At 60.0% G+C, this 17397-nt stretch carries 17 protein-coding genes and 1 tRNA gene; 13 read left to right on the top strand and 5 right to left on the bottom strand.

Annotation, left to right across the window (positions count from 1 at the left end):
- Window positions 1-17 precede the first annotated feature (17 nt).
- The 5 genes from AOA59_RS12930 to AOA59_RS12910 all read left to right on the top strand — a co-directional run bounded on the left by AOA59_RS12930 (window position 18) and on the right by AOA59_RS12910 (window position 4587).
- A complete protein-coding gene (locus AOA59_RS12930; protein ID WP_099487714.1) occupies window positions 18-2234 on the top strand; it encodes an AsmA family protein in 2217 nt (738 codons plus the stop codon).
- A complete protein-coding gene (gene mutY / locus AOA59_RS12925; RefSeq protein WP_069786761.1) occupies window positions 2231-3298 on the top strand; it encodes an A/G-specific adenine glycosylase in 1068 nt (355 codons plus the stop codon). The genes AOA59_RS12930 and mutY overlap by 4 nt, the downstream gene beginning before the upstream one ends.
- On the top strand, window positions 3295-3567 hold the full coding sequence (locus AOA59_RS12920) for an oxidative damage protection protein (protein WP_099487712.1): 273 nt from the start codon (window positions 3295-3297) through the stop codon (window positions 3565-3567). Before mutY ends, AOA59_RS12920 begins: the two co-directional genes overlap by 4 nt.
- A 103-nt stretch (window positions 3568-3670) precedes the next feature.
- A tRNA-Phe gene (locus AOA59_RS12915) sits at window positions 3671-3746 on the top strand.
- Window positions 3747-3912: 166 nt separating this feature from the next.
- Complete coding sequence (locus tag AOA59_RS12910) at window positions 3913-4587, top strand: hypothetical protein (RefSeq protein WP_056860677.1); 675 nt, start codon at window positions 3913-3915, stop codon at window positions 4585-4587.
- A gap of 8 nt (window positions 4588-4595) precedes the next feature.
- Here the strand turns inward: AOA59_RS12910 and AOA59_RS12905 are convergent, their stop codons facing one another.
- The 4 genes from AOA59_RS12905 to AOA59_RS12890 form a co-directional block, all read right to left on the bottom strand.
- Window positions 4596-6203 carry a glycosyltransferase family 39 protein gene (locus AOA59_RS12905; protein ID WP_099487710.1) on the bottom strand — a complete coding sequence of 536 codons (1608 nt, stop codon included), beginning with the start codon at window positions 6201-6203 and terminating at the stop codon, window positions 4596-4598.
- An 88-nt stretch (window positions 6204-6291) separates the two neighbouring features.
- Window positions 6292-7257 carry an arsenic resistance protein gene (locus AOA59_RS12900; RefSeq protein WP_065930926.1) on the bottom strand — a complete coding sequence of 322 codons (966 nt, stop codon included), beginning with the start codon at window positions 7255-7257 and terminating at the stop codon, window positions 6292-6294.
- Between the two features lie 80 nt (window positions 7258-7337).
- A complete protein-coding gene (locus tag AOA59_RS12895; protein ID WP_058422637.1) occupies window positions 7338-7607 on the bottom strand; it encodes a type II toxin-antitoxin system RelE/ParE family toxin in 270 nt (89 codons plus the stop codon).
- Complete coding sequence (locus AOA59_RS12890; protein WP_099488070.1) at window positions 7597-7788, bottom strand: antitoxin; 192 nt, start codon at window positions 7786-7788, stop codon at window positions 7597-7599. Before AOA59_RS12890 ends, AOA59_RS12895 begins: the two co-directional genes overlap by 11 nt.
- Before the next feature lie 181 nt (window positions 7789-7969).
- Between AOA59_RS12890 and AOA59_RS12885 the strand changes: the two genes are divergently transcribed.
- The 3 genes from AOA59_RS12885 to AOA59_RS12875 all read left to right on the top strand — a co-directional run bounded on the left by AOA59_RS12885 (window position 7970) and on the right by AOA59_RS12875 (window position 10559).
- Window positions 7970-8917: an alpha/beta fold hydrolase gene (locus AOA59_RS12885; protein ID WP_099487708.1), complete on the top strand. Its 948-nt coding sequence runs from the start codon at window positions 7970-7972 to the stop codon at window positions 8915-8917.
- A 109-nt stretch (window positions 8918-9026) separates the two neighbouring features.
- Entirely contained in the window at window positions 9027-10124 is a 1098-nt protein-coding gene (locus tag AOA59_RS12880) for a YhcG family protein (protein WP_256593052.1), read from the top strand.
- Window positions 10125-10145: 21 nt separating this feature from the next.
- On the top strand, window positions 10146-10559 hold the full coding sequence (locus tag AOA59_RS12875; protein ID WP_099487704.1) for a hypothetical protein: 414 nt from the start codon (window positions 10146-10148) through the stop codon (window positions 10557-10559).
- A gap of 488 nt (window positions 10560-11047) precedes the next feature.
- On the opposite strand, the gene gabP is transcribed toward AOA59_RS12875, so the two are convergent.
- Window positions 11048-12439: a GABA permease gene (gene gabP / locus AOA59_RS12870; protein ID WP_056860683.1), complete on the bottom strand. Its 1392-nt coding sequence runs from the start codon at window positions 12437-12439 to the stop codon at window positions 11048-11050.
- A gap of 554 nt (window positions 12440-12993) precedes the next feature.
- Here gabP and AOA59_RS12865 point away from each other — a divergent pair.
- The 5 genes from AOA59_RS12865 to AOA59_RS12845 all read left to right on the top strand — a co-directional run bounded on the left by AOA59_RS12865 (window position 12994) and on the right by AOA59_RS12845 (window position 17206).
- Complete coding sequence (locus AOA59_RS12865; RefSeq protein ID WP_017138656.1) at window positions 12994-13767, top strand: ABC transporter ATP-binding protein; 774 nt, start codon at window positions 12994-12996, stop codon at window positions 13765-13767.
- Window positions 13768-13780: 13 nt separating this feature from the next.
- Window positions 13781-14533, top strand: a complete 753-nt coding sequence (locus AOA59_RS12860; protein WP_099487702.1) for an ABC transporter substrate-binding protein — start codon at window positions 13781-13783, stop codon at window positions 14531-14533.
- Between the two features lie 81 nt (window positions 14534-14614).
- Window positions 14615-15310 (top strand): ABC transporter permease, encoded by a 696-nt coding sequence (locus tag AOA59_RS12855; RefSeq protein ID WP_065930816.1) that lies wholly within the window; start codon window positions 14615-14617, stop codon window positions 15308-15310.
- Between the two features lie 38 nt (window positions 15311-15348).
- Window positions 15349-16038: an ABC transporter permease gene (locus AOA59_RS12850; protein ID WP_058422651.1), complete on the top strand. Its 690-nt coding sequence runs from the start codon at window positions 15349-15351 to the stop codon at window positions 16036-16038.
- Entirely contained in the window at window positions 16019-17206 is a 1188-nt protein-coding gene (locus tag AOA59_RS12845; protein WP_099487701.1) for a methyltransferase, read from the top strand. The genes AOA59_RS12850 and AOA59_RS12845 overlap by 20 nt, the downstream gene beginning before the upstream one ends.
- Window positions 17207-17397 lie beyond the last annotated feature (191 nt).

Here is a 17397-nt window from a genome sequence, read left to right as displayed (position 1 = left end):
CATACAAGGACTCGCCCATGAAAGCGTTCGGCAAAATCCTGGGTCTGGTACTCCTCGGGCTGTTGCTGATCATTGTGGCCCTGGGCTTTGCCCTGACCCACCTCTTCGATCCCAACGACTACAAAGACGAGATTCGCCAGATTGCCCGCGACAAGGCCCACATCGAGCTGACGCTCAATGGCGATATCGGCTGGAGCCTGTTCCCCTGGCTGGGCCTTGAGCTGCATGAAGCCAGCGTGGCGACCATGACCAACCCGACCCAACCGTTCGCCGACTTGCAGATGCTCGGCCTGTCGGTGCGCGTGCTGCCGCTGCTGCGCCGCGAAGTGCAGATGAGCGATGTGCGTGTCGAAGGCCTCAACCTGCGCCTTACCCGTGACAAGCAAGGCCACGGCAACTGGGAAGACATCGGCAAGAACGTGCCGGATGCAGGCGAAACCGCCGGCGCCCCTGCCCCAACGCAAGCCCCGGCCGAGCCCGAACCGGAAAAGCCGCCCAAGCCGATCCGCCTGGACATCGACAGCCTGACCATCAACAACGCCCGCGTTGAATACAACGATGAGCAGACCGGCAAACAGTTCAGCGCCGAAAGTATCCAACTGAGCGCCGGCGCCGTGCACGAAGGCGCGAGCATTCCACTCAAGCTCACCGCCTTCCTGGGCAGCAACCAGCCACTGATGCGTGTCAAAACCGAACTGAACGGCAACCTGCGTATCCAGCGTGCCCTGCAACGCTACCAGTTCGAAGACATGAAACTCAGCGGCGAAGCCACCGGCGAGCCGCTGCAAGGCAAGACCGTGACCTTCTCCACCCAGGGCCAATTGCTGGTGGACCTGGCGGCCAACATCGCCGAATGGACCAACCTCAAGCTCTCCGCCAACCAACTGCGCGCCTTGGGCGAACTGAAGGTCAATGACCTGAACAAAACCCCGCAAGTCAGCGGCGCGCTGTCGATTGCCCAGTTTGACCTGGCCAAGTTCCTCGACAGCGTCGGCCACCCGCTGCCGCCCATGGCTGACGGCAGCCTGAGCAAAGTCGAGCTGGTCAGCCGCCTCAAGGGCACCCCGACCAGCGTGGCGCTGGAAGACCTGAACCTGAAACTCGACGGCAGCACCTTCACCGGTCGTATCGCCGTGGATGACTTTGCCAGGCAAGCCCTGCGCGTGCAGCTCAAGGGCGACACCTTCAACGCTGATAACTACCTGCCGGCCAAGTCCGAATCGGCCAAAGGCGCAACCGCCGCGCGCCAGGCCGAAGTGCAGAACAGCGAAGCCGGCGCCATGGCCGCAGGTGGCACCACACCATTGCCGGAAGCCCCGACCAAAGGCGCGTGGAGCACCGACAAACTGCTGCCACTGACCCGCCTGCGCGCCCTGGACGTCAACGCCGACCTGGCCTTTGGGCAGCTGACCTTAAGCAAGCTGCCGATCCAGAATGCAGCGCTCAAGGCCTCCGGCGCCGATGGCCAGCTCAAGCTCGACACCTTGAGCGGCGGCCTCTACAACGGCACTTTCCAGGCCAACGGCACACTCGATGTGCGCCAGGACATCCCGCTGCTGGCGCTGCAAACCCACATCAAGCAAGTGCCGGTTGAACGCATCCTGCAAGCCCAGGGGCAAAACCCGCCGGTCAAAGGCCAGGTCACTCTCGACAGCAACCTCAGCGGCCGTGGCAACAGCCAAAAGGCGCTGATCGACAGCCTCAACGGTACCGCCAGCTTTGTGATCACTAACGGCGCGCTGCTCAATGCCAACATTGAACAGCAACTGTGCACCGGCATTGCCTTACTCAACCGCAAAACACTGAGCACCACGCCACAGGGCAAGGACACACCGTTCCAGGAGCTGCGCGGCACACTTAACTTGCGTAACGGCGTAGCGAGCAACCCGGACCTCAAAGTGCGCATCCCGGGCCTGGCGGTCAACGGCAACGGTGACGTCGACCTGCGTGTGCTGGGTATGGACTACCGCGTCGGCATCATCGTCGAAGGCGACCAGCGCGACGTGCCGGACCCGGCCTGCCAGGTCGGCGCCAACTTCCAGAACATCGAAGTGCCGCTGCGCTGCCGTGGCCCGCTAGAACTGGGCGCCAAGGCCTGCCGCCTGGACAAGGACGGCTTGACCCAGGTCGCCATCAAAGCGGCCGGCAACAAGCTCAGCGATAAGATCGAAGAGAAGCTCGACAAGGTTAATCCGCAGCTTAAAGACGCCCTTAAAGGCCTGTTCAAACGATGAGAAACGAGCAGTTTTCACAGGCGGTGCTGGACTGGTACGACCGCCACGGTCGCCATGACCTGCCCTGGCAACAGGGCATCACGCCTTACCGGGTGTGGGTCTCGGAGATCATGTTGCAACAGACCCAGGTGAGCACGGTGCTCAACTATTTCGACCGGTTCATGGCTTCCTTGCCGACGGTCGAAGCCCTGGCCGCCGCGCCGGAAGATGAAGTGCTGCACCTGTGGACGGGCCTGGGTTATTACACGCGTGCACGTAACCTGCAGAAGACTGCCAAAATCGTGGTCGCTGAATACGGCGGCGAATTTCCCAAGGATGTGCAAAAGCTCACTGAGCTGCCCGGCATTGGCCTCTCAACCGCCGGCGCCATCGCCAGCTTGAGCATGGGCCTGCGCGCGCCGATCCTCGACGGCAACGTTAAACGCGTGCTGGCGCGCTTTACCGCGCAAGAAGGCTACCCCGGCGAACCCAAGGTCGCGAAACAGCTCTGGGCCACCGCTGAGCGCTTTACGCCCCACGATCGCGTCAATGCCTACACCCAGGCAATGATGGACATGGGCGCCACGCTCTGCACGCGCAGCAAGCCCAGCTGCCTGCTGTGCCCGCTGGAAAAAGGCTGCGAAGCCCATATGCTCGGCCTGGAGACGCGTTACCCGATCCCCAAGCCGCGCAAGACCATCCCGCAAAAACGCACGCTGATGCCACTGCTGGCCAACGCCGAGGGCGCGATTCTGCTTTACCGTCGCCCGTCCACGGGCCTGTGGGGCGGTTTGTGGAGCTTGCCGGAACTTGATGACCTGCAAGACCTGGAACACCTCGCCAACCAGCACGCGCTGGCTCTGGGCGAACAACAGGCGCTGCCGGGGCTGATCCACACCTTCAGCCACTTCCAGCTGGCCATCGAACCCTGGCTGGTGCAGGTCGAGGAATCCGCCCATCACGTGGCCGAGGCCGACTGGCTCTGGTATAACCTCGCCACCCCGCCGCGCCTGGGCCTTGCCGCCCCGGTGAAAAAACTGCTGAAGCGCGCGGCCGACGTATTGAACGCAGGAGTTTCGTCATGACCCGCACCGTAACGTGCCGCAAGTACAAAGAAGAACTGCCAGGCCTGGAACGTCCTCCGTACCCAGGCGCCAAGGGCCAGGATATTTTCGAACATATCTCCGCCCAAGCCTGGGGCGACTGGCTGAAACACCAGACCCTGCTGATCAACGAAAAACGCCTGAACATGATGAACGCCGAAGACCGTAAATACCTGGCGGGCGAAATGGACAAGTTCTTTTCCGGCGAGGATTACGCGAAGGCCGACGGCTACGTGCCGCCTGCTCAATAATTGATCAAAAACCGGGGTCGGCACGTAAGCGACGGTAATAATTAAATATTTTTTGAAAACTTGCTTGACGACCCCCTGAAAAACCCGTTTAATGCGCCCCGTTGCCCAGATAGCTCAGTCGGTAGAGCAGGGGATTGAAAATCCCCGTGTCGGCGGTTCGATTCCGTCTCTGGGCACCACTAATACCGAAAAACCCCAAGCGAAGATGATTCCTTGGGGTTTTTTATTGCCTGCGATTTAGTGGCCGCGGGCCAATGCCCCGCCCGATTCACACCCGAGGGTTATTTATCCCGCTGCTCGATCGTTTAGCTGTTACTGAATTTTCTGTTGCAAGGTAGTTATTGGATGAACCGGTACTTGTTCTGCGCGCTGTTGCTGCTGACGGCGTTGCTCAGTGGCTGCGCCACACAAATGGATGTCTCGATCAATGCAACACCGGATCCGGACTATCACTTTGATCGACAGGCGCTGGTGCTGGTAACCACGTCCGTGGGCGGCAGTGCGCAAAACACGCTCAATGCCCGCTACTACCTGCGGGACATGGTCAGCGCCATGAAGGACCAGGGCTTTCGCGAGGTGTACACCGATGCCAGCCTGCCCAAGAACCATGGGCCGATCAAAATGACCATCGTCCTGGATGTCGACAGCAAGCAGGTCACTTACCGCTACACCGCCACCGATTACGGCCAGGTGCCCACCAGCACCACCACCGAGTGCAAGAAGAACAAAAAGAAAGCCGACCAGCTGACCTGCACCAGCAAGCCAAACACCACCTACGGCCCGGTGGGCACCTCGGAGCGCACCGGCTACACCACGCTCACCACCTTCACCGCCACCGCGCGTGACGAAGCAAGCCGGCGCGCGGTGTACGTGTTGCGGGTGATGTCCTACAACGAAGACTGCCAGGCCGCCAAGATCGAAGCCTTCCTGGTTGAACAGGGCCTGCAGAACCTCAACTTCCAGGACCGCGTGCAGCGCAACTACACCGTGACGATGCCCGAGGGCTACCAGTGCAAGTAGGCGCCTGCCTACTTCAGTAGAAACACCATCAGCGGGCTGTCGTTAAGCCGCCCTTCGAAGTCTGGTGCCTGCTGCTCCATCGGCGTGCCCTTGAGCAGCGCTGCTTCTCTGCGCGGCACCAGCACCCAGGATGGGCGCGGCAGGGTGGCGAGCTTCTCGGGCTCGTTACCGGCGACGAACAGCGGCTGCTCATCGTGCGTCAGGTTCATCATGTAGCGGATTGCCCAGGTGTCGCGGCCAAGGTCGACAAACACCAATGGCCCCGGCTGCGACGCGCGCAGTGCCTCTACCTGGCTGACAAACTTGCGGGTGTCATATTGCAGGTCCTTGGCCGGGTCGATCACCACCACCAGCAGCACCCATTGCGCCGCCAAGGCGATCACACTCAGCCATACCAGACGCAAAGGGCGACGCCAGGCAATCAGCGCCGCCACTTGCAGCACCACCCACACGCCGATCAACGGCGGCAGCGACACGTCGGGCCAGTAACCGTGCTTCTGCCAGGTGTGCCGGCAGATAAACAACACCACCACGCACAACGCCGGTAGCGCCACGACAAGCCATTCGTAGCAGCGGCGCACACCGACGAACCAGTTTTGCGCCTGGAGCAGCCCATAGGCAGCGACAGCGGCAAACATCGGCACCATCGGCAGAATGTAGTAAGCGCGCTTGAAGTGCGGCACCGACAGCCCGAGCAAAATCATCAGGCCACAGGCCGCCAAGCGCACCACCATTTGCACGTCTTCGTTGCCCCAGCGCTCGGACCAGCGATGCCGCAGCGCGATCATCGCCGCCAAGGCCAACGGCACCACCGGGAAGTAGCGGTACAAACTCAACTTGAAGTAGAAGTAGAAAGGCTCGCCGGACTCGTCGAGGCGCCCACTGACTTGCATCCTGAACACATCGTCGGCAAAGGCATCGCCACCGCTGACCCGCGCCAGCTTCATCAATGCCCACCAACAGGCCCCCAGCAACACCAGCCCGACTAAACCGTGGATCAGCACCTGCTTGACCCGCTCACCCGGCCGGCCCAGCGCCCAGTAAACGCAGACCACGCCGCAGACTTCGATAAGCCCCAAAGGCCCACGAATCGCGAAGGCCAGCACAAACAGCGGGAATACCGCCAACTGTCGAAGCCGTGAGCCGAGACGCTCGCCCGTGTGCAGCAGGTAGAAGCTGCCTACGCATAACAGCGCGACCATCAGGTCCAGGCAGACCGAGCGCGATTTATCGAGCAGTTGGGTGGTGAGCAGCGTGAGCAGCACCGTCAGCAATGCCCAGGGCCGACTGAACGGCGCCAGCAGGCGATAGACCAGGGCGATCATGCCCGCCGCAGCGAGGGCCGTCGGCAGCACGTTGGCCAGGTGGTTCGGCGCGCCGAACAGGCGGGCAAACACAAAGCTGAAAAAGGTCGCAGTGCCGGGGTAGTCCGGGTACGGCTGGCCGTAGGTGGTAGGGAAAAGACTCGCGCCATGGCGAAACATTTCCTGCATGAACAACGCCCAGCGCCCGTCAAAGCCTTGGGGTTGCTCGTCCCAGATGCCCAAGGTGAACAGCAATAAAGCGATCAGAAACAGGCCCAGCGACTCCAGGCGATAACGGCTGCGGTGGTCCATCGAATGTCCTTTCAGGTGGGGAACGCCGACTCCATGGTGCCGACTGCGCCCCTGAATAACGCCTGAACAAATCCGAGTATTTATGTACCTATCGACCGGCGCGCCACACCAGCGCGGGAATCAGCCGGATGTAGAGTAGCTCGCCCACCAGTTCAAGCAGGGTTTGCAGAATCACCGCCGTGGCGGCCAGACCGCGCACATCTTCAGGCAGCGCCAACGCCAGTGGCAGCACCACCAACGAGTTGCGCGTCGAAGCACTGAAGGTCACCGCCCGCGCGGTTACCGCAGGCAACGCAAACAGCCGCGCAGCCAGCGCGCCCATCAGCGGCGCCAGCAACAGGAAGCCGAGGTACACCGGAATCACCGGCAGCAACAACGCGATATCGCGCACCACCGAAGTAATCTGCGAGCCGATCACCACAAGCAGCACCAGCGCCATCGCCGGCACCGGCAGCCAGGCCCAGGCGTTGTTCCAAAGATTGATAGTGCTTGAGCGCCGTGCCAGGGAGGTGGTCAACACCGCCAGGATCATCGGCAGCACAATCAGCAACAGGAACGCCTCGACAAACGGCCCCACCGCCACTACCACGGCGGATTGCGCGCCCAGCATAAAACTCAGGTACACCGGCAGCAGCACCAGTTGCAGCAGCAACAGCACCGGCGTCGCCGCCAGCATGAGCCGCGAGTCACCCTTGCCGATATGGGTGAACACCACCACGTAGTCGATACACGGTGTGAGCAACACCAGCAACGCGCCCACCAGCAACGCCGGGCGCTCCACCAGGCCTCGGGTCAATGCCCACACCAGCAAGGGCACCAGAATGAAATTGGCCAGCAGCAATGCGCCGATGAAGCGTTTGTTGCCCAGGCCCTGGCGCAGGTCCAGAAACGGAATTTGCAGGAACATGGCGTACATCAGCACTGCAATGGCCGGCGTGACCAACACACCGAGGCCTTGGGCTGACAAGGGCGCGAACACGCCAAATGCGGCCGCCAGGAGCACGGCGACGAAGTAGATCGGGATTTGGTTGTGTTCGAGGGTGTCGCGGGTCATTAGGACGCTCGAGTCGATTGCAAAGGTGCAAGCCTAGGCATCTACTGGCAGGAGGTCGAGTGGTAAAAGTTGGGCGCGTATCAGGGGTATTCCTGGCGAGCATGGAGCACCGTCAGTATCTCAATCCAATCTGTAATGCGATAAATCACCAGATAATTGGGATGCACAACAATTTCTCGTGTGCCCGAGACCCTCCCCAAGCGGTACAGGTAAGGATGCTGAGGAAGCGCAGTTGTCGCAGCCTCAATGGCTTCGTTCAGAAGACTGGCCGCCGCAACATTGTGATCAACGATATAATTCAAAATCGCTCTGAGTTCAGCCCGCGCCTCAGGCCGCCACTCAACTCGCATCACGCTCTTTTCGCTTCAACTCAATCAAAGCTCGCATTTCAGACATGACCTCGTCATGCGGAATACTTGGGCGTGGGTCATCAATCGAAGCCTGCACTTTGGCGCGGAACCAAAGGTCATAACTGGCAGCCTGCTCCTCGGTTTCAAATTCCGAAACGATGGGAGAAAGGGGAATGCTCATAGAGACCTCCGTAATGGGTACCTGCCAGTCTAAACGGTCCATGGTTTGCTGTCGTTCCTCTCGGATGTGTGGCGTTATCAGTAAGTGCCGAACATTAGTAGCCCTGTCAGAGAGGGCACAAGTGCTGGCAAACTGAACAACTGTTACTAAAAAAATAAAAACAGGCACGGGCCGATAAACGATGAACTTGAATGACGCCTCTTTGCGAATGGCTGCGATCAACTCCAAACCAGGCCACAGCGATCCCTTCAAGGAGCTCGCTGCCGACGGTTACCTGATTGGGGGCTTCACCTGGCGCCACCCGCGCACCGACTTCGAACGCCCGGTCGTCATCATCAACGCCGCCACCTCGGTCCGCTGCCGCCACTATTCACGCTTCGCCGACTACCTGTTTGCCAACGGTTTCGACGTGATCACCTACGACTACCGTGGCATCGGCGAATCCCGCAGCGGCGCGTTGCGAGGCTTCAAGGCGTCGTGGTCGGACTGGGGCGTACTGGATTTCGAGGCGATGCTGCAGCGCGCACAGCGGGAGTTTCCGGGGCAGCCGATTGATGTGGTCGGCCACAGTTTCGGTGGGTGCGCGGCAGGGCTCGGTGCTTGCGGCGCGGTGATTCGGCGCATCGTGACGGTCGGCGCCCAGTTTGCGTACTGGCGCGATTACGCGGCGAGCGGGCGCTGGCGCATGTTTGCCAAATGGCACGTGGTGATGCCGCTGGTGACGGCCCTGTACGGGTATTTCCCCGGCAAGCGCATGGGCTGGCTGGAGGACACGCCGGCGGGCGTGGTGCGCGACTGGAGCATGCCGACGCCGCGTTATGAAACGCGCCCCAGCGGGCGCTGCCTGGGTGAACTGCCATTTGCCCGTGTGAACGCGCAGTTGCTGGCTATCAGCATCACCGACGATCCGTTTGGCACAGTGGCGGCTATTGAGCGACTGCTGGGCTATTTTGAAAACAGCGCGCGCACTCACCTGCGAATCGCGCCCGAGGATATCGGCGAAAAAGCCGTCGGGCATTTCGCTTTTTTTCGTAGTGAATATCAGGACCGGTTGTGGCCGATTGCGCTGGAATGGCTGCAGAAAGGCAAACTGACCGCCAATACTCCAGGTCAGCACGTGGCGAGCTAAATAACCCACCCAAAAGCTCCGCATTTCCTACGCCATCACAACTTTCCATCGACGTGTTTCTGGCGGTATTACCTGAGATTCTTCTTCGCCCAATGACTGCGAAGAACTTGTGAAAATACCGCCAGCACCTTGCGCCGATGATCCGCAGCTGAGTCCTTTGCTCGCCAGCCTGATCAAACTCATCCATGCGGCGCGCCAACAAGCTCTACGTTCCGTGGATGCCATTCAGGTGCTGACCTGCTGGCAAATTGGGCGCCACATTGTCGAATTTGAACAGCAAGGAAGTACTCGCGCCAAATATGGCAAAAAACTGCTGCGAACCCTGGCCAACGAGCTGACGGGCCGCTATGGAAAAGGGTTTGATGCAACAAACCTTCGACACATGCGGGGCTTTTTTCTTGCATTCCCAAAATACGACGCACTGCGTCGCGAATTAAGCTGGACTCACTACCGCACCCTATTGCGAGTCGAGAATGCGAACGCAAGAGAGTGGTACATGAACGAGTCCGCCACCCAAAACTGGACCACTCGAGCCCTGGAGCGCCAAATCGGCACGCTTTACTATGAACGCTTACTCGCCAGTCAAGATCGCAGCGCAGTCAAAGAAGAAGCAGCTGAAAAAATTGACTGCCTGAAACAAAGCCCAAGAGAGTTTGTTCGCGACCCCGTACTTCTGGAGTTCCTAGGGCTGCCCAACCCTGGGCTGCTCTTGGAAAGCGATATTGAGCATGCGCTGATTAAACAGCTGCAAAGCTTTCTGCTTGAGCTAGGTAAAGGATTCGCCTTTGTCGCCCGTCAGCAACGAATCAGCACCGAAAGCAAGGACTACTACCTTGACTTAGTGTTCTACAACTACCTGCTCAAGTGCTTTGTAATTTTCGATATAAAACGCGGAGAGCTGACTCATCAGGACATTGGCCAGATGGACATGTATGTGCGCATGTACGACGATTTGAAACGCAGCCCCGAAGATGGTCCCACAGTGGGAATTATTCTCTGCTCACACAAAGATGCCTCTGTTGTGCGTTACTCCGTACTCGAAGGCCACGAGCAGTTATTCGCCAGTAAGTACAAACTAGTGCTACCTAGCGAGGAGGAGCTACGTGCCGAACTGGAGTTACTGACAGAACGCACGCTCACAGGCGAAGCATCACAGAAGCTCTTGGGATTTCCCCCAACCTGCGCTTCAATACCCCACACCGATTAAGTACCCAAGGAGGTTGAGCCCATGGCCTCGCCGAACAAGCAGCAAAAACGTGCCCACCGGGCCAAGGCCAAGGCCAAGCAAAACCGCACCCAGCGCGCCGTCGCGACCAAGCCGGATGCGTTCGCTGGCGACGACAGCCGCATTGACCTTGAGTCGGTGGATTTGACCGAGTTGTTCGTCGAGATGCGCGCCGCGGGCGAAATCAGCCAGCAGGCGTTGTGTGCGGCATTCCTGGCGCACCCACTGCTGGCCGTGGTGCTGGAGCAGGAAGGCGAAGAAGACGCGACCGATTTTATCCTGGCGGCGTTGATCGAATATCGCCAGTGGGCCACGGATACCGAGGATGAAGCCGCGGCGCTGGCGTGGATTGAATCCCCGCAGTTCCAGGCCGATTACGTGGCGGCATCCCAGGCGCTGGTCAACTCCCAGGACTGACACACAACACAATGTGGCGGGCAAGCCCGGCTCCCACAGAGTTCAATGTTTATGGCTGATTCAGCTGACTGACACAAAACAAATGTGGGAGCGGGCTTGCCCGCGAATGCGGTGAATCAGCCAGCACATCTGGCGACTGAAACACCGCATTCGCGAGCAAGCCCGGCTCCCACAGAGTTCAATGTTTATGGCTGATTCAGCTGACTCACACAAAACAACTGTGGGAGCGGGCTTGCCCGCGAAAGCGGTGAATCAGCCAGCACATCTGGCGACTGAAACACCGCATTCGCGAGCAAGCCCGGCTCCCACAGAGTTCAGTGTTTATGGCTGATTCAGCTGACTCACACAAAACAACTGTGGGAGCGGGCTTGCCCGCGAATGCGGTGGATCAGCCAGCACATCTGGCGGCTGACACGCCGCTTTCGCGAGCAAGCCCGCTCCCACACTTTTTTTGAACTGCGGCGCACTGCGCACCGCAGTTCATCACATCAATTGAGCACCGCAGCGCCTACCTTCTGCGCCTTGCGACGACTCGCCACAAACAGCCCCGCCAACACCACCAGCAAGCTCAGAATGCCGGTCGCGATGATCTCGACGCGGTGGGCTTCCTGGAACAGCATGATGGTCAACGTGCCGACGATGAACACCATCACCGCGTAGGTCAGGCCGGGGAACAGCCACATCTTGAACACAATCTTCTCACCCGCTGCCGTGCGTTTCTGGCGCATGCGCAGTTGCGACACGGCGATCACCAGGTACACCAGCAGCGCAATGGCGCCGGAGCTGGCCAGCAGGAATTCGAACACTGCAGCCGGGGCCACATAGTTGGCGAATACCGCCAGGAACGCAGCGCCGGTCGACAGCAACACTGCCCAGTAAGGCGTACCACTTTTGTTGGTGCGCTTGGCTACGGCCGGCGCATCACCGCGACGGCCCAGGGAGAACAGCATGCGCGAGGCGGTGTAGAGCGCCGAGTTGAGGCAGCTGGTCACGGCAACCAGTACCACCAGGTCGACGATCAGTTTGGCATTCGGGATGCCCATGCGCTCAAGCACGGTCTGGTAGGAACCTACCGCCGCCAGGGTCGGATCGTTCCATGGCACCAGGGATACCACGATGAAGATCGACAGCAGGTAGAACAAACCAATCCGCCAGATCACCGAGTTGGTGGCCTTGGTGATTTGCTGGCCAGGGTTCTTCGATTCGGCCGCTGCAATGGTGACGATCTCGGTGCCCATGAACGAGAACATGGTGGTCAGGATCGCCGCCAATACGGCGCCCATGCCGTTAGGCATGAAGCCTTGGGTATCAAACAGGTGCGAAACACCGCTGACCTGGCTGGTCGGCAGGAAGCCGAAGATCGCCGCGAGGCCAAGGATCACAAAAGCCACAATCGCCACGACTTTGATCAGCGCAAACCAGAATTCGAACTCACCGTAGTTCTTCACGCTGAACAGGTTGGTGGCCGTGAGCAGCAAGGTGATGATCAGGGTAAACGCCCAGATCGCCACATCGGGGAACCAGGCATTCAGGATGGTCGCAGCGGCGTTGGCTTCCAGTGGAATCACCAACACCCAGAACCACCAGTACAGCCAGCCGATGGTGAAACCGGCCCAGTGACCGATTGCGCGGTCAGCATAGGTGGAGAACGAACCAGTGTCCGGCGAGGCCACGGCCATTTCGGCGAGCATGCGCATCACCAACACCACCAGCGTGCCCGCAGCGGCGTACGCCAGCAGTACGGCCGGGCCGGCGGCTGCAATCGCGTGGCCGGAGCCGACAAACAAACCGGCACCAATAACGCCGGCAATCGACAGCATGGTGACGTGACGCGGTTTGAGCCCCTGTTCGAGGTCATTGGAGCTTTGCGTACTACTCATTGACACACCTTTGCGAGGAATTGCGAAAACGGTCCGCCCGGCCTGCGATCCTTCTCGTGAAAAGAAACCAACGGGGCGTTCTTTATTTTTTACGCAAGATTTGCGCCAAAATGTTACGAAACCGCGATTGACGCGGGCTGTAGGACAATTCATCAGCTCACGCAAGTCGTTGAGAACTATGGCATTGCGCTATAGCGTTACCGTGCGACCCAACTGCGACACGAAAATACGCACCAAAAACACACACAAAAAGTACGTGACGCTCCATAAAAGGGCTGATAAGGACCGTTTGCCCGGTTAACCCTTCCAACACCCGGCCAAAGCTGGCACCATCGCGCCCTTTTTTACGTGAAGCCTGTGGAATTATCGGGTTCAAACGTCTGTAGGTTGTTGATAGCGCGACACGCTGCTGTGCCGATGCGACACCCTGCCGCAGACCACCCGTTAACCGTCCGCAGCGCTGTTGGCTGCCATCCGAACGCTATGCTAGCTTGGCGCCTCGCCAGGAAGGCGGCCCAACAGCAAGAATGCACTGAACACAATGAGGACCGCACATGGCTGAGGCCGCGCCCGCGCTTGAAATCCGCAACTTGCATAAACGCTATGGTGAGCTGGAGGTACTTAAAGGTATCTCGCTGACCGCCCGCGACGGCGACGTGATCTCGATCCTGGGTTCCTCCGGTTCCGGCAAGTCCACCTTTTTGCGTTGCATCAACCTGCTGGAAAACCCCCATCAGGGCCAGATCCTGGTGGCCGGTGAAGAACTCAAGCTCAAGGCCGCGAAAAACGGTGAGCTGATGGCGGCAGACGGCAAACAGATCAACCGCCTGCGCAGCGAAATCGGTTTTGTGTTTCAAAACTTTAACCTGTGGCCGCACATGAGCATCCTCGACAACATCATCGAGGCGCCCCGCCGCGTGCTCGGCCAGAGCAAGGCCGAAGCGATAGAAGTGGCCGAAGCCCTGCTGGCCAAGGTCGGCATCAGTGACAAGCGCCACGCGTACCCGGCGCAACTGTCCGGCGGCCAGCAACAACGGGCAGCCATCGCACGCACCCTGGCGATGCAGCCCAAGGTCATCCTGTTCGACGAGCCGACATCGGCGCTTGACCCGGAAATGGTCCAGGAAGTACTTAATGTGATCCGCGCGCTGGCCGAAGAAGGCCGCACCATGCTGCTGGTCACCCATGAAATGGGCTTTGCCCGTCAGGTTTCCAGTGAAGTGGTGTTCCTGCACCAGGGCCTGGTCGAAGAGCAAGGATCGCCACAGCAGGTGTTTGAAAACCCGCTTTCGGCGCGCTGCAAACAATTCATGTCCAGCAACCGCTAACGGAGCAACATGCATGCAGATCTATAAAAAATTCCTTCTGGCCGCGGCCGTTTCGATGGCGTTCAGCGCCACGGCCATGGCAGAGACCTTGAAAATGGGGATCGAAGCGGCTTACCCGCCCTTCAACAATAAAGACGCCAGCGGCAACGTCGTGGGCTTTGACAAAGACATCGGCGACGCCCTGTGCGCGAAGATGAAAGTCGAAAAGTGCGACGTGTATGTGTCCGACTGGGACGGCATCATTCCGGCCCTGAACGCCAAGAAGTTCGACTTCCTGATTTCTTCGCTGTCGATCACCGATGAACGCAAGCAAGCCGTCGACTTCACCGACCCGTACTACTCCAACAAGCTGCAATTCATCGCACCCAAAGCCACAGCCGACTTCAAGACCGACGCGGATTACCTGAAGGGCAAGACCATCGGTGCACAGCGCGCGACGCTGGCCGGCACTTACCTGGAAGACAAGCTGCCGGACACCAAGGCCAGCCTCTACGACACCCAGGAAAACGCCTACCTCGACCTGACTTCCGGCCGCCTTGACGGCATCCTGGCCGACAAGTACGTGCAGTACGAATGGCTCAAGAGCGATGCCGGCAAGCCTTATGAATTCAAAGGCGACCCGGTGGTAGAAAGCGACAAGATCGGTATCGCCGTACGCAAGGGCGACCCGCTGCGCGAGCGCCTGAACAAAGCCCTGGCAGAGATCAAGGCAGACGGCACCTACAAGAAGATCAACGACAAGTACTTCCCGTTCAGCATCGAATGATCTGAACGGCCTGACCGGCGCGCTTCTATTAGTGAGTAGCGCGCCGGCTTTCAGCAATGCCTGCCGCGATATGAAAACACCATGAATTTCGATCTCTACGGATTCGGCCCGGCGCTTGCCGCTGGCGCGCTGATGACCGTCAAACTGGCGCTCACGGCCCTGTGCCTGGGGCTGGTGCTCGGCCTTGCCGGCGCCTTGGCCAAGACTTCACCGTACAAGCCGCTGCAATGGCTGGGCGGGGCTTACTCGACCATCGTTCGGGGCATTCCCGAGCTGCTGTGGGTGCTGCTGATTTACTTCGGCACCGTCAACCTGATGCGTGCCCTGGGCGAGTTTTTGGGTAACCCCGACCTGTCGCTCAGTGCCTTTGCCGCCGGGGTTATCGCCCTGGGCCTGTGCTTTGGCGCCTACGCCACGGAAGTGTTCCGCGGCGCGATTCTCGCCATTCCCAAGGGCCACCGCGAAGCCGGTGTGGCGCTGGGCCTGTCGAAGGTGCGGATTTTCACCCGCTTGATCATGCCGCAGATGTGGCGCATCGCCCTGCCGGGCCTGGGCAACCTGTTCATGATCCTGATGAAAGACACCGCGCTGGTGTCGGTGATCGGCCTTGAGGAAATCATGCGTCACGCACAGATCGGTGTGACCGTGACCAAGCAGCCGTTCACCTTCTTTATGGTGGCAGCCTTTATGTACCTGGGCCTCACCGTGCTGGCCATGACCGGCATGCACTTCCTGGAAAAACGCGCCGCCCGCGGCTTTGCAAGGAGCACCCAATGAGCGGTGACTACAGCTGGCTGTCGCACTTCGACCTGGGCCTGAACTGGGCCGTGATCATCAAGTGGCTGCCCAAACTGGCCCAGGGCGCAACCTTGACCCTGGAACTGGTGGCTATCGCCGTGATCGCCGGTTTGCTGCTGGCGATTCCCCTGGGTATCGCGCGCTCCTCGCGCCGCTGGTACGTGAGCGCCCTGCCCTACGCCTACATTTTCTTCTTCCGTGGCACACCGCTGCTGGTGCAGTTGTTCCTGGTCTATTACGGCCTGGCGCAGTTCGATGCGGTGCGTAACAGCTTTATGTGGCCGTACCTGCGCGATCCGTTCTGGTGCGCCACGGCGACCATGACCTTGCACACCGCCGCGTATATCGCCGAGATCCTGCGCGGTGCCATCCAGGCCATCCCGCCGGGTGAGATCGAAGCGGCGCGCGCCCTGGGCATGTCCAAACCCAAGACGCTGTTCTACATCATCCTGCCGCGCGCCTCGCGCATCGGCCTGCCGGCGTACAGCAACGAAGTGATCCTGATGCTCAAGGCCAGCGCCCTGGCCAGCACCGTGACCCTGCTGGAACTGACCGGCATGGCGCGCACCATCATCGCCCGCACCTACCTGCCGGTGGAGATCTTCTTCGCGGCGGGGCTGTTCTACCTGCTGATGGCCTACATCCTGGTGCGCGGCTTCAAACTGCTCGAACGCTGGTTGCGCGTCGATGCTTGCCAGGGACGTTGAAGCGCGCTTCGCGGCGCTGGATGCGTTTTTAATCGAGCACCAAGGGCTGTGGCGACCACGGCCCTTTACGCACCTGCACTTACCTTGGGAACACCAGCACCCCGAGCTGGCCCAGTGGCTGCGCCAGCGCTCGCTGGCCGATGCCGAAGCCTGTCACAACCACCCGTATGAACTGCCGGCGCCCGCGCCTTTTCCACAGCTGGCTTTTCAGGCCGCGCAGCTCAGCGTTGTGGATAAGTTACCCGCACACACCCTGGAGCCTGCCCGCCATCGCCTGAGCGTGGATGTGCCCGGGCGCAAATGGCAGCAAATCGAGGCGTTCGGCGCCGCGCTGAATTTTGCTGCAACACCCCTGCATTGGCTGGACTGGTGCGCCGGCAAAGGCCACCTCGGCCGCCGCTTGCTGCAACCTGGCCAACAACTGACCTGCCTTGAATACGACCCGGCGCTGATCGCCTCGGGCCAGGCCTTGAGCGACCATCACAGCCTGGCCGTGACCCATCGCCTGCAAGACGTGATGGCCGATGTGGCGATCAGTGCCGAACACACGCCCGTCGCCCTGCATGCCTGCGGCGATCTGCATGTGCGGCTGTTGCACGTGGCCAGTGCGGCGGGCTGCAAACGTCTGGCGCTGGCACCTTGCTGCTATAACCGCATCGGCGCCGAGCGCTATCACGCCTTGTCCACCGCCGGGCGTGCCTCGCAACTACAGCTTTCAATCGATGACCTGGGGTTACCGCTGAGCGAAACCGTCACCGCCGGCAATCGCGTGCGCCAGCACCGGGACACATCCATGGCCCGGCGCCTGGGTTTCGACCAGTTGCAACGCCAACTGCGTGGCGGCGACCAGTACCTGCCCACGCCGTCCCTGCCCGCCAGCTGGCTGGATAAACCCTTCGCTGACTACTGCCAGGAACTGGCGCGCCTCAAGAATTTATCCACAGGTGAACAGGATTGGGCGGCGCTGGAGGCACACGGTTGGCGGCGCTTGGCCGAGGTGCGCAACCTGGAGTTGGTCAGAGGGTTGTTTCGGCGGCCGCTGGAACTGTGGCTGGTGTTGGATCGCGCGCTGTTCTTGAAAGAACAGGGCTACACGGTTGAGATAGGCACCTTCTGTGAACCCACGCTAACGCCGCGCAACTTGATGGTACTGGCCGAGCGCGATTAATGGGCGAAACTTCCTACACGCGCCCTGTGGATAACTCTGTTGATGAATTCTTTACAGAGCCTGTAGCTATCAGTGCTACAGACCAAAACCTACCCTGGTCATTTTTTGTTCATAAAATAAAACGCACACAAAACAGGCAGTTGCAGCGTGTTGAGAACGGCTCCACAAAGTGGCTGTTTCGTGACAGGCGC

The sequence above is a fragment of the Pseudomonas sp. 2822-15 genome, from assembly GCF_002742515.1.
Taxonomy (GTDB): Bacteria; Pseudomonadota; Gammaproteobacteria; order Pseudomonadales; family Pseudomonadaceae; genus Aquipseudomonas; species Aquipseudomonas salomonii.
This window is presented reverse-complemented; position numbering and strand designations above follow the sequence as displayed.